Annotated in this window: 15 protein-coding genes; 5 read left to right on the top strand and 10 right to left on the bottom strand. The window is 46.9% G+C overall.

Annotated features, from left to right (window positions below):
• Window positions 1–711 (top strand): PhoX family protein (locus tag V7723_RS01060; RefSeq protein WP_335682555.1); only part of this gene is annotated, 711 nt, incomplete at its 5' end.
• Between the two features lie 47 nt (window positions 712–758).
• Here V7723_RS01060 and V7723_RS01055 read toward each other — a convergent pair.
• Window positions 759–1529 carry a crotonase/enoyl-CoA hydratase family protein gene (locus V7723_RS01055; RefSeq protein WP_335682554.1) on the bottom strand — a complete coding sequence of 257 codons (771 nt, stop codon included), beginning with the start codon at window positions 1527–1529 and terminating at the stop codon, window positions 759–761.
• Window positions 1530–1698: 169 nt separating this feature from the next.
• Here V7723_RS01055 and V7723_RS01050 point away from each other — a divergent pair, with 169 nt between their 5' ends.
• On the top strand, window positions 1699–2169 hold the full coding sequence (locus tag V7723_RS01050) for a hypothetical protein (RefSeq protein ID WP_335682553.1): 471 nt from the start codon (window positions 1699–1701) through the stop codon (window positions 2167–2169).
• On the opposite strand, the gene V7723_RS01045 is transcribed toward V7723_RS01050, so the two are convergent.
• From V7723_RS01045 to V7723_RS01010, 8 genes are all read right to left on the bottom strand, one after another.
• Complete coding sequence (locus V7723_RS01045) at window positions 2166–2990, bottom strand: DMT family transporter (RefSeq protein ID WP_335682558.1); 825 nt, start codon at window positions 2988–2990, stop codon at window positions 2166–2168. The genes V7723_RS01050 and V7723_RS01045 overlap by 4 nt on opposite strands.
• A 48-nt stretch (window positions 2991–3038) precedes the next feature.
• Window positions 3039–5369 (bottom strand): xanthine dehydrogenase family protein molybdopterin-binding subunit, encoded by a 2331-nt coding sequence (locus V7723_RS01040; RefSeq protein WP_335682552.1) that lies wholly within the window; start codon window positions 5367–5369, stop codon window positions 3039–3041.
• Window positions 5370–5473: 104 nt separating this feature from the next.
• A complete protein-coding gene (locus tag V7723_RS01035; RefSeq protein WP_335682551.1) occupies window positions 5474–6670 on the bottom strand; it encodes a CaiB/BaiF CoA transferase family protein in 1197 nt (398 codons plus the stop codon).
• Between the two features lie 61 nt (window positions 6671–6731).
• On the bottom strand, window positions 6732–7466 hold the full coding sequence (locus V7723_RS01030; protein ID WP_335682550.1) for a CoA-transferase: 735 nt from the start codon (window positions 7464–7466) through the stop codon (window positions 6732–6734).
• Complete coding sequence (locus tag V7723_RS01025; RefSeq protein ID WP_335682549.1) at window positions 7463–8293, bottom strand: CoA transferase subunit A; 831 nt, start codon at window positions 8291–8293, stop codon at window positions 7463–7465. The genes V7723_RS01030 and V7723_RS01025 overlap by 4 nt, the downstream gene beginning before the upstream one ends.
• 35 nt (window positions 8294–8328) lie before the next feature.
• Window positions 8329–9564, bottom strand: coding sequence for an MFS transporter (locus tag V7723_RS01020; RefSeq protein ID WP_335682548.1), 1236 nt, complete (start codon window positions 9562–9564; stop codon window positions 8329–8331).
• 133 nt (window positions 9565–9697) lie between these two features.
• Window positions 9698–10465, bottom strand: coding sequence for a TIGR02186 family protein (locus tag V7723_RS01015; protein ID WP_335682547.1), 768 nt, complete (start codon window positions 10463–10465; stop codon window positions 9698–9700).
• Between the two features lie 5 nt (window positions 10466–10470).
• Window positions 10471–11391, bottom strand: coding sequence for a sulfite exporter TauE/SafE family protein (locus tag V7723_RS01010; protein WP_335682546.1), 921 nt, complete (start codon window positions 11389–11391; stop codon window positions 10471–10473).
• Window positions 11392–11632: 241 nt separating this feature from the next.
• Between V7723_RS01010 and V7723_RS01005 the strand changes: the two genes are divergently transcribed.
• Window positions 11633–12661, top strand: a complete 1029-nt coding sequence (locus V7723_RS01005) for a glycosyltransferase (protein WP_335682545.1) — start codon at window positions 11633–11635, stop codon at window positions 12659–12661.
• 55 nt (window positions 12662–12716) lie between these two features.
• Here V7723_RS01005 and V7723_RS19730 read toward each other — a convergent pair whose 3' ends face one another.
• Window positions 12717–12797 carry an Mpo1-like protein gene (locus V7723_RS19730; protein WP_443024156.1) on the bottom strand — a complete coding sequence of 27 codons (81 nt, stop codon included), beginning with the start codon at window positions 12795–12797 and terminating at the stop codon, window positions 12717–12719.
• 331 nt (window positions 12798–13128) lie between these two features.
• On the opposite strand from V7723_RS19730, the gene V7723_RS01000 reads away from it, so the two are divergent.
• Window positions 13129–13569, top strand: coding sequence for a MerR family transcriptional regulator (locus V7723_RS01000; protein WP_335682544.1), 441 nt, complete (start codon window positions 13129–13131; stop codon window positions 13567–13569).
• Between the two features lie 130 nt (window positions 13570–13699).
• Window positions 13700–14836, top strand: coding sequence for a thiolase family protein (locus V7723_RS00995; RefSeq protein WP_335682543.1), 1137 nt, complete (start codon window positions 13700–13702; stop codon window positions 14834–14836).

Raw genomic sequence — 14836 nt, 5'->3', positions numbered from 1 at the left:
CTGACGCCAGAATCAACGGGAATGAAATCGCAAGCAGAGATTAGCGTTTTGACGCGTCTTGCTGCTTCAACAGTAGGCGCGACCACTATGGACAGACCTGAATGGGTTGCAGCACATCCATCAAAGGCTGAAGTCTATGTGGCGCTAACGAATAACAAAAACAGAGGCAATAAACCCAATAAAGGCGGCGATGAAACGCCAGTTGGCGGTCCAAACCCTCGAGCAGCAAATAATTACGGTCAAATTGTCCGGTGGCGCCCGGATAATGGTGATCACTTGTCACATGAATTTGAGTGGGACCTTTTTGTCGTAGCAGGCAATCCGACTGTTCACAAAGACGCTTATGCGGGCTCAAAAAATATCAATGCAGGCAACATGTTCAATGCGCCGGACGGCTTGAAATTTGATTCGAAAGGCCTTCTGTGGATCCAGACGGATGGCAAGTATTCAAACAAAGGGGACTTTGCCGGAATGGGAAACAACCAGATGCTGGTGGGCGATCCCGAAACAGGGGAGATCCGCCGCTTTATGGTAGGGCCTAACGAATGCGAAGTGACCGGTGTTACCTGGAGCGCAGATCGTAAGACTATGTTTATTGGAATTCAGCATCCCGGTGCAAAAGGCGGTGGTCATTACCCTGAAGGTGGACAATCTGTTCCAAGATCAACCATCATCGGCATCATGCGAGATGATGGCGCGGTTATGGGATAAGAATTTCTAGATGAGTTTTGGTCAGGGTAATCCTGACCAAAAGCTGACTAAATGCTATTGAAATCTCCGCTACGACCTTTGCCTGCAGCAAATCGGGCAGCGCCGGCTTGTGTTTCCTTGGCTAGTGGTTCCAACCCGCCTATTGCCTCATTTACTAACGCGGCGGGCAAACCCATATTCCATTGTTGATGCGCAGACATCCGGTCGGCACGCATACAAAGTTGTGGAAATTTAGCTATTTCACGGGCCAGTTCGAGAGCTACGTCCAATGCTTGCCCCGCAGCCGTTTTACGATTAGCCAAGCCAAATTCGTAAGCTTCTTGAACTTTGACGGGTCTACCCGTCAGGACCATATCCATGGCTCTGCTTTGCCCGATAAGACGAGGAAGACGAACCGTACCTCCGTCGATGAGAGGGACGCCCCAGCGGCGGCAAAATACGCCGAAGATAGCGGTTTCTGACGCGACGCGAAGGTCGCACCAAAGCGCTAATTCTAAGCCGCCGGCAACGGCATGGCCTTCGACCGCCGCAATTACCGGCTTTGATAAAAGCATTCTTGTGGGCCCCATTGGCCCTTCGCTATTTGGATCATGACCGATGTCAGGGCCGCTTTTTGCAGCAACTTTTAAGTCAAAGCCGGCACAGAATGTCCCCTCCGCACCCGTTAAAATGGCAACAGATTGTTCGTTGTCTTCGTCAAAAGCCTTAAATGCTGTCCTCAATTCCTCCGCAGTTTCCGGGTCGACAGCATTGCGAGCATCCGGGCGATTTAGTGTGATAATCGTAATGGGGCCGTTATAGTCGATAATCAAAGCCATATTATTTCTTCCTTAAATTGAGCATTAATACAGTCGAACAGTTCGGAAAATTGCGTTGAGTTCTCAAGAGCTGTTCAATTCCTGAAATGGTACTATATGAGTTCTAGTATATCTGAAGAAAGGGCGATGCGTGAGATCTGTTGGTGAAATAATTAAAGTTCAGGACAAAATGCAACAGAATTATGTCTATGAATTAGTGGCACCCGTTGGCAAGAATTTTGATGAAAGTTTTCAGCCGGTTTTTACACCTAAGCAAATGCTGGAAATGGGAGTATTCGAAGGAAAATACTGTAATGATTGCACGGATGAATTTCCGGTCGACTGGTTTGATAAAGCTAAAATCAGTAATATTCCGGATGTAACGTTAAACTATTTTGGCATAAAAAGCCGACAGTCGCTGTCCGTCTGGAACGAAAAAGGATGGATATATGGACCTGACCCTCGAGGATGGTTTCAATGGTATTGTCGATATTTTCTGGGACGCCGAATTGATGAACTAGACAAGATTCAAATCAGGCGTTGGCGTGCCTTCAATCGACATGCCGGGCAAATTAGGGCTAACTGTGAACCTGGCAATATTTTCTGCCGTCGCCGACAACGACAAGGTCTTTTACAATGGTCATATGATCCTTTGATTTAGTTTCTTTTGAACTCTCGTCTGGAAATGTAAACACCGCTTGCGATTACTATCGTGATCCCGATCCACGTCCAGAGATCTGGGAATTGGCCGAAAACGATTAGACCGAAGACACTTGCGCTGACGATCTCTGCATAGGTAAAAGGTGCAAGCATTGGCATTTCGCCCAATTCAAAAGCTTTGATAATCAGATAGTGACTCACAGTTCCCAGGGCTCCCATGGCCAGCATAAGTAGCCAACCAGTCAAGTCGGGGGAGGACCAATAAAAAGGGACGACAGCGGACATTATCGCCGTTCCAAAGATCGCGGTTACAAGCAATGTAACCAGGGGTGGGCTCGATTTGGCGAGCTTACGCGTGTAAAGTAAATAAAGGGCGTAAAGGACCGCAGAAGCAAGTGCTAAAGCGTATCCCCAGCTGATACCCTGGATATCTGGACGCAAAATGACAAGAGCACCTGCAAACCCGATAAAAACAGCAGTCCATCTCCGCCGGCCTACTTTTTCTTTGAGGATAAAAGGCGAGAGGGCCGTCATAATCAACGGCGCCACAAAGAATACAGCCTTCCCATTCGCCAGGGGAATAAGGGCAAGAGCTGCAAAAAATAAAAACGTATCGCCCAGCAAGAAAGCGGCGCGAACTATTTGCAGTTTAAAGTTCTTCGGTATGGAGAATTCGATCTGATTGCTCATAGCCAACAGCGGGATGAGTGTCAGAAAATGAAAGGCGTAGCGGGCCCAAACAACTTGGACCACGTCAAAGCTTTGTGTTAGCAGTTTGGCTGTGCCGTCCATAACTGGAACCAAAAGCATGGCGATCACCATAAAAGAGATAGCGAGCGCGGGCTTTTGACTACCAGTCACGTTTGAAGGCTAGCGCGCTTGCTGGATCGCATCCCACACTTTCTGAGGTGTGGCAGGCATATCTAGATGGTCAACGCCAAGTTCTTCTAGGCCATTCAGTGCTGCGTTGATAATCGCTGGCGGGGCGGCGATGCAACCGGCTTCTCCACAACCTTTAACACCCATCGGATTCATGGTGCAGGGAATTTCAATTGTCTCGTAAGTAAGGTCCAGCGGAATATTATCGGCCCGCGGCATACCGTAATCCATATAGGACCCGGTAAGAAGCTGTCCATCTTCGCTATAAACGGTGTTTTCAGTTAGTGCTTGCCCAATTCCTTGGCCGACACCACCAATCACTTGGTGCCTCACTAACGCCGGATTCACGATGGTGCCAAAATCGTCGACGATAACATAGCGCACAACATCTGTTGTGCCTGTATGTTCATCAATCTCAACTTCGGCGATATGGCACCCATTTGGATAGGTGAAAGCTTCCAGCGTGATACTGGCTTCTGAATCCAATCCTTCGGCCAAGTTCTCTGGCAGTTGTCCCAACCCACGTGCCCGGGCCGCAACTTCCAGTATGCTTATCTTCCTGTCCGTACCGGCAATTGAGAAATCCCCCTCTTCAGCGGAAAATTCAATATCTACAGTTGCTGCTTCTAGAAAATGACCGGCAAGTTCTTTGCCTTTTTCGATCACTTCATCACTGGCTTTGTGGATTGCTGGCCCCTGAACTGTAAGTGATCGGGATCCGCCGGTGCCGCCGCCAGTTTTTATTTTATCCGTGTCGCCTTGGACAATTCGAATATTCTCGAAGGGGACTCCAAGCCGCTCGGCAACAATTTGTGAATAAGCAGTTGAGTGGCCTTGCCCCGAAGACTGGGTACCAACGGAAACCGAGACGATGTCATTTTCTTCAAATCGAATAAACGCAGATTCTGTTGGGTTTCCTGCAGTTGCTTCAACATAAAAACACATGCCAATGCCGCGACGTAAACCTTTGGCAGCAGATTGGGATTTCCGGCTATCGAAGCCATTCCAATCAGCCTTTTCAAGCGCTCGGTTCATAATACGTTCAAAATCGCCACTGTCATAAACACAACCTGTTGAAGTGGTGAAGGGGATTGCTGCCGCAGGAATAAAGTTCTTTCGCCTTAATTCTTCGGGCGGCACACCGAGGTCCTTTGCGGCCGCATCCATTAAGCGTTCGATTATGTAGATTGCTTCGGGTCGCCCAGCGCCACGATATGCATCTACGGGAACAGTATTCGTGAAAACCCCTATGCAACGATAGAAGAAATTTGGAATATCATAAACACCCGGCATTACTTTTACCGTTGCCACCGTTGGGATAAGCGGCCCAAATGTTGATAGATATGCTCCCAGGTTGGCGTTCGATGTGACCTTCATTCCTGTAATTTTAAAATTCTCATCAAAGGCCAATTTCGCATAAGTGTAGTGATCGCGCCCTTGTGTATCCGAAAGAAACGCATCGGAACGTTCTCCGGTCCATTTTATTGGTTTTCCAAGTTTGCGAGATGCCCATACGGCGGTTGCACATTCCGAATAAAAGAATAGTTTCATGCCAAAAGCGCCACCCACATCCGGTGTGACAACCCGCATTTGCTCCTCAGGAATATGTAAAACTGCATTGGCCAGCAGAGATTTTAAGACCCAGCCACCTTGCGTACCCGAATATAAGGTCATCCGTTCTGTGGCAGCGTCCCAATCGGCGATGACGCCGCGTGGTTCCATGGAATTAACAACAACACGGCTATTGATCAGTTCCAACGAGCAGACATGTGCCGCTGTGTTGAGGGCGTTGTCAGTATTACCTTCTTCTCCTTGTGCCCAGTCAAAGGCCACATTATTTTCTACTTTATCATGGACCAGAGGATTTCCGTTTTGATTGGCAGTCTTTGTGTCGATTACGACACCCAATTCTTCAAAATCGATAACGATAAGTTCAGCGGCATCCTTCGCTTGATCAAGGGTCGTGGCGATAACAAAAGCAATATTGTCTCCAACATAGCGGACCCTATCTATTGCCAATGTCGGATGCCCTGGATCAGCACGGTCACTACCATCCTGATTTTTCAACGGGATCATACAGGGGAGCTCGTTTGCATTATCTGCTGCAAGCTCTGCACCCAGAATAATGTCGACGACCCCGGGCGATGCTTTCGCATCTGTAATATCGATGGATTTAATGTTGGCATGTGCTACTGGCGACCGAAGCATAAAACTATGCAACTGGCCGTCAATGTTGATGTCGTCCGTATATTCACCGGCACCTGTAACAAGACGGATATCTTCTACTCGCGCGACAGACTGATTTACACCGAATTTCACCATTCTTTTGATCCACTTTTATGCTTGATGATCTCGTTGACCACATGTTGTTTATAATACTATTAGGCGAGACATTGATAACTACAAGAGCTGATTTTCTGTTCGCGCTATTTTGGGTGTTCCCAGACGATTCCAGTATCGATTAAATCTTCTATTTCGGTTTCTGCAAAGCCGAGCTCTTTCAAAATATCTCGCCCATGCGCGCCGAAACCGGGCGGAACAGATTTGACGGATCCAGGAGTTCTGCTCATCTTCACCGCAACACCTGTGCCAGAATAACCGTCTTTTTCAACAACCATATTTCGGTGCCGAGTATGAGGATGGTTTAAGGCTTCCGGGACGGTCATCGCAGCGCCCGCGGGAACCCCGGCAGCAAGTAATTGTGTTGCGACGGCGACACCGTCTTTGTCTTTGAACATTTGATTGAGCGCATCGTTTAGTTCAGCGCGGTTTTTAACTCGAAGAACGTTATCCGCAAACCGTGGGTCATTTGCCAATTCCGGTGTGCCCAGTGAGGTGCATAATTTAATGAATTGTCCATGGTTGCCGACGCCTAAAAATACGGGAACTGTGCTCGTTTCATACAAATCATAAGGTGCAATATTAGGATGAGAGTTCCCGGTAAGTTTTGGGGGGTTATCGGACATTAAATAATTAGGCGCATGAGGATGTTGAAGTTGAATGCCTGTATCATAAAGGGACGCTTCAACAGATTGACCCTTACCTGAGGTATGTCGTTCGTTGACGGCCATCAAGATACCGATTACGGCGTTCATCCCCGTACCTAGATCAACTAATGGAATGCCGAGCCGAACTTGTCCAGATTCGGGAGAGCCGTTGATGCTGATAAGACCAGCCCAGGCTTGGATAACGGCATCATATCCTGGAAATCCGCCAAAAGGCCCATCGGCGCCAAACCCAGTTACGCGACAATGAATGAGGCGTGGAAATTCCTTGGATAAAAAGTCTTCGTATCCCAATCCCCATTTTTCGAGGCTGCCTGTTTTGAAATTCTCGAGCATAACATCAGCTTCGGATAGGAGTTTAAGTAGTATTTCTTTGCCCTTATTTTGCCTAATATCCAGAGATATCGACCGCTTATTGCGATTGGTTCCGGAGAAGTAAGCAGAAAGCCCATTTTTGTCGAAGGGAGGACCCCATCCGCGGGTTTCGTCGCCTTGCGGAGGTTCAATTTTTATGACTTCTGCACCATGATCGCCAAGAATTTGCGTACAGAAGGGGCCGCCCAACACGCGGGAGAGGTCGACCACTTTCAATCCGGTTAGGGCACCTTTACTTGACATGACAATCCTTTTTTCTTTTATTCGATGGTATATTGGTGAAGTCCATATCTACTTATGCGTTTCAGCCAGTTTTTGCAAATATGGTCTCTGTGAAATTCGGATAAACCTCCGCAATCTTGCTTCGTACCTTATGATCTAAGATATGGAGAAGAGCGGGATCTGGCGGGTCTGTAGCCGGAACATCGACGGAATAATCAAAATCGAAGCCAGTATTATCAAGAATATCTTCCAGGGAACTACTTGGGTGAACAGAAACAAGGGAAAAGCGTTTTTTGTCTCTACTGAAATGGAAAAAACCCTTGCTCGTCAATAAACCGAAAGGGCCACCTTTTCTATAAACATGATCTTCCGAAGTTCCGGGTGCGCTGACAAAATCGACATTTTTGACTAGCGTTCGACGTGAGTGCTCTTCGCGAAACAAGATAACCTTCGGTACTAGAAAATAAAGGTAAGCGGACCCAAAAGTGCCGGGCCATCTTGGTTGTGAAAGCGGATAGTCACCCCGTCCCATTAAGTTTATATTTGCTTGTCCATCGATTTGCCCACCGCCCAGGAAAAACGCATCAATACGGCCTTGCGCCGCGCAATCGAAAAGTTCGCCTCCACCGCCCGTGAAAAAGTTATTGGAAACGGACCCCAGAATATTTACATGCCGAGGAGCTCCCCAAGCGGCTTTTGCAAGAAGTGCGCCGGCACCCGGTATCGGTGAAGCTGCACCAACGGCCACATGATTGCAGTTACGCAACAGGCCTGCAATCAAGCAAATCAAGGCTTTTTTTTCATCACTCAAGCTCATGCCGGGATGCTTTCATTATAAACATAACGTTGAAGGTATTCTGCAAAGCCTTCATCAGACCCTGCCATTTGCATATATGTCTTTAAGTGTTCATCATCCCCGCCACCGGTAAACCAAAAGGGTAGCGGCCAGCTCCCTCCGACGGCTTCAGAAATTTTATCAACATAAAGAGCGGGCAGGACACCTGCAGCCATCTTCTCGTCATCAAACAAGCTTCCATCGATGACTTCATCGACGGTTACCAATGTTGATTTGGAGGCATGTGACATATTGATAAGTTCGCGTTTGCGACCTACCCAAACATTTCCTTCTTTGTCGGCATAAGGCGCATGAAACAGGGCAAAGTCCGGATTAATTGCCGGAATCGCCACTATTGGATCTTCTGATTCATTGAAAGGGTTTTGTAGTGTTATCCAATCCGGGTGGTGATCGAGAATGTGGCTTCCGATGATGCCGCGTAACGGCATAAAAGGGATTCCTTTTTGTGATGCTTGCAACCCGGCATGAATGGCTGGGCACGTTGCATCGACAAGTATTAATTCGCCTTCCCGGACAGATTTGGTAAAGCGTGGCGCAGGGCCATATTCACCCAAAGTAAGCGCAGAGCTTTCAAGCGTTCTGACACAGCCCGCGCCAATCAATAATTCAGCCTGTAACCCCGTCGTCGGTGCCCCGACAATATGTAAATCCTTGACACCCTTGCGAATTAGGGCCCGCGTCGCCGCCATGGAAACTCCAGCGTAATCAGCGGGTATCGCCATTTTTGCGCCATCTTTAATGGCGATAACCAGTTCGTCAATCGCCACTATCGTATCTGATAAGGACATATGCTTCTTATTTCCTGTCAATTTGCCCGTTTCTATTATGGTTGCTTTCTCATCTCTCTGACAAGGATAAATGGCGCGGCGCCGATCAGTAGGGATATACCGGAATATAGGAAAACCGCATCGTAGGTTCCAGTCAGATCATACAAAAGGCCGGAAAAATACGATCCGCTGGCCATACCGATGCCACTGCCCACTGAAATGCTACCATAAATCGTACCAAAGTTCTTCCCCCTGTAAAGGTGGGAAGCGATGGTTCCTATCATGGGCCCGCGGGATCCCATTGAGAGGCCAAAGCAGAGTATAAAACCGTATAGCGCCCAAACTTGATCAGGTGTTTCAAAGGACCATAGAAATAGAATGGCAGCAAGGGTTACGATATAGCTTCCCATCGCCGTTGTGAGGAGGCCGATACGGCGAATAAGGTACCCCGACCCAATCATCCCAACCGGGATAAATAATCCAGTTATACCAAAACTAACGGATGCCTCAATTGGCGGCAATCCAACTTCAATCAAGTAAGTGACGGCCTGAATTATGACGGAAAACATAGCACTGCCGGTGAAGCAAAAAACAGCGGAGAGGCCCCAAAATGGTATTGTTCTAACCGCTTTTGACATGGTCCAAATGACCGGCAACACTGCATCTGCTTTGGGAGACGCCGTTGCAGCGCTTTTCCGCCCGGCTGCAAGTTTTCGCCAAGGTAAAAACAAGATTACCGGAAGCGCAACTAACACACATATGCCAAGTAAAAATTCGGCCTGTCTCCAGCCGAAGTTCGAAATAAAAATCTGAGATAAGCTAAGACCAAGAAGGGTGCCCGCGCCGAGAGCAGAATAGATTATGGCTAACGCCAAAGGCAATTTTTCGCGAAACCACCGACTGGCAAGGGCTGAATTGGTGACGTTGCCACAACAAGCAGCTGAGAATCCGACAAGGATGCTTATACTCAGATAAAAGAACCAGATATTGTCCGCCATTGCCGCTAGCATGAGGCCAGCGCCACCAGACAGGATACCGATACTGTAGACATTCCGCGGGCCCAGACGATCAAATAAAATACCGGCGATCGGCCCCGTCAGACCCGTAAAGAGTGCGCCAAGAGAGTATATCGAAGCAATGGTTCCGCGAGACCAACCGAACTCAACACCCAATGGGGAGACTAGATTCGGAAAATTTTCATAGGAAAAACGGCCGATCATGCCAATCAGAAAACAAACGGCTAGAATGCCAATCGCAATCGCCGTAAATTCTGACGGTTTCGTAGTTTTCAAGAGCCTCGCTCCAATTTTATTCTTTTTGTTTGAGCAGATGAGGTCGTAGTCGCGAAATACTGAAATCGTAAACTCGACAAGAGAGTGTTTCTAAAACTAGCAGATATTTTTCAAGATTGAAATATTCATTGCTTTAATCCTTGCGGAAGACTGCTGAGGCTAACCAGCCAGCGAATAGTGCAACTAAAATTGCCGCAATGCCGTACAAAGCTGGGTAATCTTGAGCAAAATCAAAAATTGTGCGGCCAACGCCGGATTTTTTTATGAACAAGGGTGACGTTTGAGCACTGATCAAATCACCGCCGCGAAACAGGTAAAATTCTGCGACATAATTGCCAACCGGTACATTTGCAGGGAATTCGATATTTGTTCTAAACAGAGTGTTTCCAAGAAAATGAATATCCGTTTCCTGGTCGGAATAAAGATTTTCTTCTGTTTTCTTGCGAACTATGGCTTCCTGAAATGGCTGGCTCTCTTCGGCATTCTCCGAAGATTGAAAGCTTAGCCGGGTCGGGCCGATTTTCAACCGGTTTAATACATTCGCAGAAGTAATATCTGCAACCGGCTTCGTGCTTACCATTGCGTAAAAGCTGGGAACCCTAGTGAATTCGATTGATTCCGTATTTACCCAGATACCGGCAACCCTGTCTTTCCGGCGGACCACTACTTTTTCTTCCGGCCCTCGCACGACAATGATGACGTCGCCATGTTCTGCATAGTTAAGATCAGCGCCTGTTTCCGTTGCGCCGAACAACAGCAACTCGGTTCCAGTGAAATCTGATGTAACGGAAATCAAATGCGATGAAATATCTGTTACTAAAGGAGTGCTGGCGGGCGCCTTTTGCGAGGTCGTCATGCTGGATGCGGCAACTACTATCAGGAACAAAAAGAAATTTTTCATATATCTCAATGCCCCCCCGCTATGCCTAGAGAATAGAGATCATCGGGCGTCACGATTAAGTCAAATGCCAGTTTCGCACAAACAATTAGAACCATAAGGGCAAGGAGGCTACGGAGTTGCTCTCCTTTCATCTTCGTTCCAACCCGTGTGCCAATTTGGGCGCCAATAACTGCGCTGCTCATCAGCAACATCGCCAACATGACGTCGACGGTTTGAGTATTAATTGAATGTAACAATGTCACGTTAGCTGTGACGAAAATGATCTGAAAGAGAGAAGTGCCAATAACAACGGTCGTGGGCATTCCTAGTAGATAAATCATGGCGGGAACCATGACAAAGCCGCCACCAACCCCCATTATCGCCGATAAAATGCCGACGAGCGTGCCGATGCCCAAAGGCATGAGTGCGCTAATGTATAGTTTTGATTTACGAAATCGCATCTTGAAGGGCAAGCCGTGAATCCAATAATGTTGATGCAATTTCTTTCGGCGTGTCGTTCCCTTTTTGCTTTTTATTAACGCGTTTATACTTTCGACAAACATTAAGCTGCCAATTACGCCTAGAAAAATGACGTAGGAAAGTGAGATCAAAAGATCGACCTGACCCATATTCTTGAGGACGGTAAATATCCATGTACCAAGGCCGGATCCAAAGATGCCGCCGACCAACAGCACGCCACCCATCTTGAAATCAACGTTGCCGCGTCGCCAATGGGCAAGAACGCCAGAAACGCTGGCTGCTGTAATTTGATTTGCTTCGGTTGCGACAGCGACGGCGGGCGGGATACCGATGAAAATCAGCAGCGGTGTCATAAGAAAACCGCCGCCAACACCAAACATTCCAGATAGCAATCCGACTGCTCCACCCATACCCAATATCAAAAATAAATTGACGGATATTTCAGCAATGGGCAGATAAACGGACATGCGGCAATAGGAGCCTTTAAAAGGAGTAGACGGGGATCGTTCTAACGATTCTCCCCGCTATACTATAAAAACAACGTAATTGTAATCACTTGCTAATTTTTTTTTGAATAGGCGCCTACTATATTGGTAATTGATCGTTTTACCAAAGGCGATAATCTAGTTAGATTGGTGGAAATATAGTGGGTGCGTTAGTGCCCATACCCTAATCTGTTTTTGAGTTTGAAAAAGGACCTGTTGTGAGATGCGCATTCTGTATGTCGGCAATTTTAATGAAAAGCACGATGGAACTGCGTATTACGATTCCAACAGAAAGCTTGCCAACGGATTTGTCAGAAATGGCCATCAGGTTTACCAGTTCAGTGATCGCGATATTGCCCGTGCATCAACTGTATTTCGATCCAGAAAATTTGGCGTAATACCGGCCAATCTTCGGCTGGTTGAAACGGCAAAAAATATTTGGCCTGATCTGTTGTTTATAGGCCACGCCGATCCGATTTATGCGAGAACTTTGAAGCAGATCCGTAAGGCAGTTCCACATATAAAGATTGCTGTATATGATTTTGATCCTCTCTGGCAGGAGCAGACGGTCCAAAGAACGTTGAAACATGCTGAATTGGCGGATGCAACTTTCATTACGACAGCTGGACCAGAATTACAAAAATTTGCATTAAACGAAAATGTAGTGAGCTTTTTTCCAAATGTATTGGATGAAAGTATTGATAGTGTTCGTGCATTTGAAAACCCGTCGCCGAAACATCGACTGTTCTATGGTATGGGAAATGCGAAGCCAGATAGCGAACGGTTTCAAATAGGCACAAAAATATTGGATGCTTTTCCGAATGAATCCATGGAGATCCTCGGCATGCGTGGAAAACCTCCGTTATCCGGAATTTCCTATCACCGTGCTATTGGAGACTCGCGAATGGGCCTAAATCTTAGTCGAGGGGAAGTTTTCCCGCTTTATAGTTCTGACAGAATGTCACAATATACTGGAAATGGGTTAATGACACTTGTCCATCGTCGAACAGGCTATGATCAAATTTTTAAAGACGATGAATTGGCTTTTTACGATGATTTTGACGAGTTGATCAAATTAATAGCCTATTATAATTTACATGATGATGAGGCACGCGAAATAGCCCAAAAAGGATGGCGCCGTAGCCATGATATATTCAGTGAAACCCTGGTTACAAAATATATTACAGAAGTTACATTTCGGGAAAAATTGAGCGAAGATTATCAGTGGCCGACCGATTTGTACTCAGCTTGATTTTACGAACATCGGCGTCTTTCAATTCGTTAGGCAGACGGCCGATTAGCCACATTTAAAACATTCGAAAGTCACTATATAGTGACCAAACATGATAAGTGAATGTGGCGGGCCGGTTCTTTTCCGCAAAGAGAATGTGAGGACTAAGCAGGTCGATATCCGCCGATGACGTCGACTACTATTAAAATTGGATTGAAGGTGATCAAGGATGTAACGAGTCCAATGATCGCCAAGGCCGTCCCAAAAGATGTAGTCGGCGACAAAGGGAAGAAGAGTGTTACCTTAATTAACAGGGCCAAAACTCGGACTATGCCCGTATTCTATATTGCATGCAGTATTATTTCTTGAAACCAGTCGCTAACGCAATAAGAGACGTAGGTCGGTCACATAAAAAATTCTTCTCGATAAGATTGACGTTTACGTAAACGTAAACTATATTCATTGTCAGCAACAATAATGAGTATGATATGAACGCGAACACAAGAATCAGCCTTGACGACAAGGCCCATTTTTCGATAGCAGATCTCGCCGAAGAGTTTGGCGTGACCTCTCGAACTATCCGGTTTTATGAAGATAAAGGGCTTGTTAGTCCAGAGCGGGATGGATTAACTCGAATTTACTCTCGCAGCGACCGCGGACGGCTCAAAATTATTCTCCGTGGTCGACGCCTGGGTTTTAGTCTGCAAGAAATCAAAAAGATGTTGGATATGTATTCTCCAGAAGGAGAAGCGACAGATCAGCTGAATTACACTCTTAAAAAATGCAAAGACCAACTATCGAAGTTGGTCAGCCAGCGTTCAGATATAAATGAAGCTATTTCGGAACTTGAAGAAGGGATCCGAGATCTTGAGGCTCATTTGTCGTCTGGTAACAATGCTGGAAAAAAAAGTAGTAAAAAAATCGCTTGATGAATAAGCGTTAAGATTAGGCAGATTTAGAACAATCATCCTTGGTCAAGCCGAGGATTGCTGGAACAACAGTGAACCGGTCCCTATAAACCGATCGCAATAAACGATAGTCTGAAAGGAAACTTTGATAATGAAGAACGTAGTAATAGCTGGGTACGCTCGTTCCCCCTTCACGCTTGCCAATAAAGGTGAAATGGTCAAAATTCGACCTGATGAAATGTCTGCACAGGTTGTTCGGGGCCTTATCGAAAAAACAGGTTTGAACATAGAAGACATTGAGGACGTGATTTTCGGAAGCGCTTTTCCAGAGGCTGAGCAAGGTCTAAATGTTGCGCGGATGATCAGTTTTCTGGCGGGAATACCAAAGACAGCAGCTGCTACGACCGTAAATCGGTTTTGCGGTTCCTCCATGCAATCTATCCATATGGCTGCGGGCGCTATTCAAATGGGTGCGGGTGACGTTTTCATTTGTGGTGGCATCGAAAGCATGACACGTGTGCCAATGGGTGGTTTCAACCCGTCTCCACATCCACGATTATATAAAGAATATCCAGAAGCATATGTCTCGATGGGCATTACGGCAGAAAATCTCGCGAACCAGTATAATATTTCCCGGCAAGAACAAGAAGAAATGGCTGTTGAAAGTCACGCACGAGCTGCGGCAGCGCGTGAAGCTGGAAAATTCTCAGACGAAATAATTCCGATTGTCGAAGGAAATATTCGGGTTGAGCAAGATGGTTGTATTCGGCCTGAAACAACGTTGGAAACACTGGCAGGTTTGAAACCTGCCTTCGATGCAGAAGGGTCAGTAACAGCGGCGACGTCGTCGCCTCTGACGGACGGTGCATCGGCAACTCTTGTATGTTCAGAGGAATATGCAGATGCCAATGGCCTGACAAAAATGGCACGGATTAAGTCCATTGCCGTCGCGGGCTGCGCGCCGGAAGTCATGGGTATCGGCCCTGTTCCAGCAACTGAAAAAGCCTTGGCGCGCGCCGGGCTTACCTTAAAAGATATCGATATCATTGAACTCAACGAAGCCTTTGCAGCTCAATCGTTGGCAGTTTTGAAAGCCGCCGGCATGAGTTATGACAATACAAACCTCGACGGTGGAGCCATAGCTTTAGGCCACCCTATGGGGGCGACAGGAGCTCGGATCACAGGCAAAGTTGCAAGCCTGCTACAGCGCGAAGGAAAATCATTAGGCCTTGCTACCCAGTGTATTGGCGGCGGTCAAGGCATTGCGACAGTTCTGGAGGCTTGCTAA

It is taken from the genome of Sneathiella sp., from assembly GCF_036960985.1.
Taxonomy (GTDB): domain Bacteria; phylum Pseudomonadota; class Alphaproteobacteria; order Sneathiellales; family Sneathiellaceae; genus Sneathiella.
This window is presented reverse-complemented; position numbering and strand designations above follow the sequence as displayed.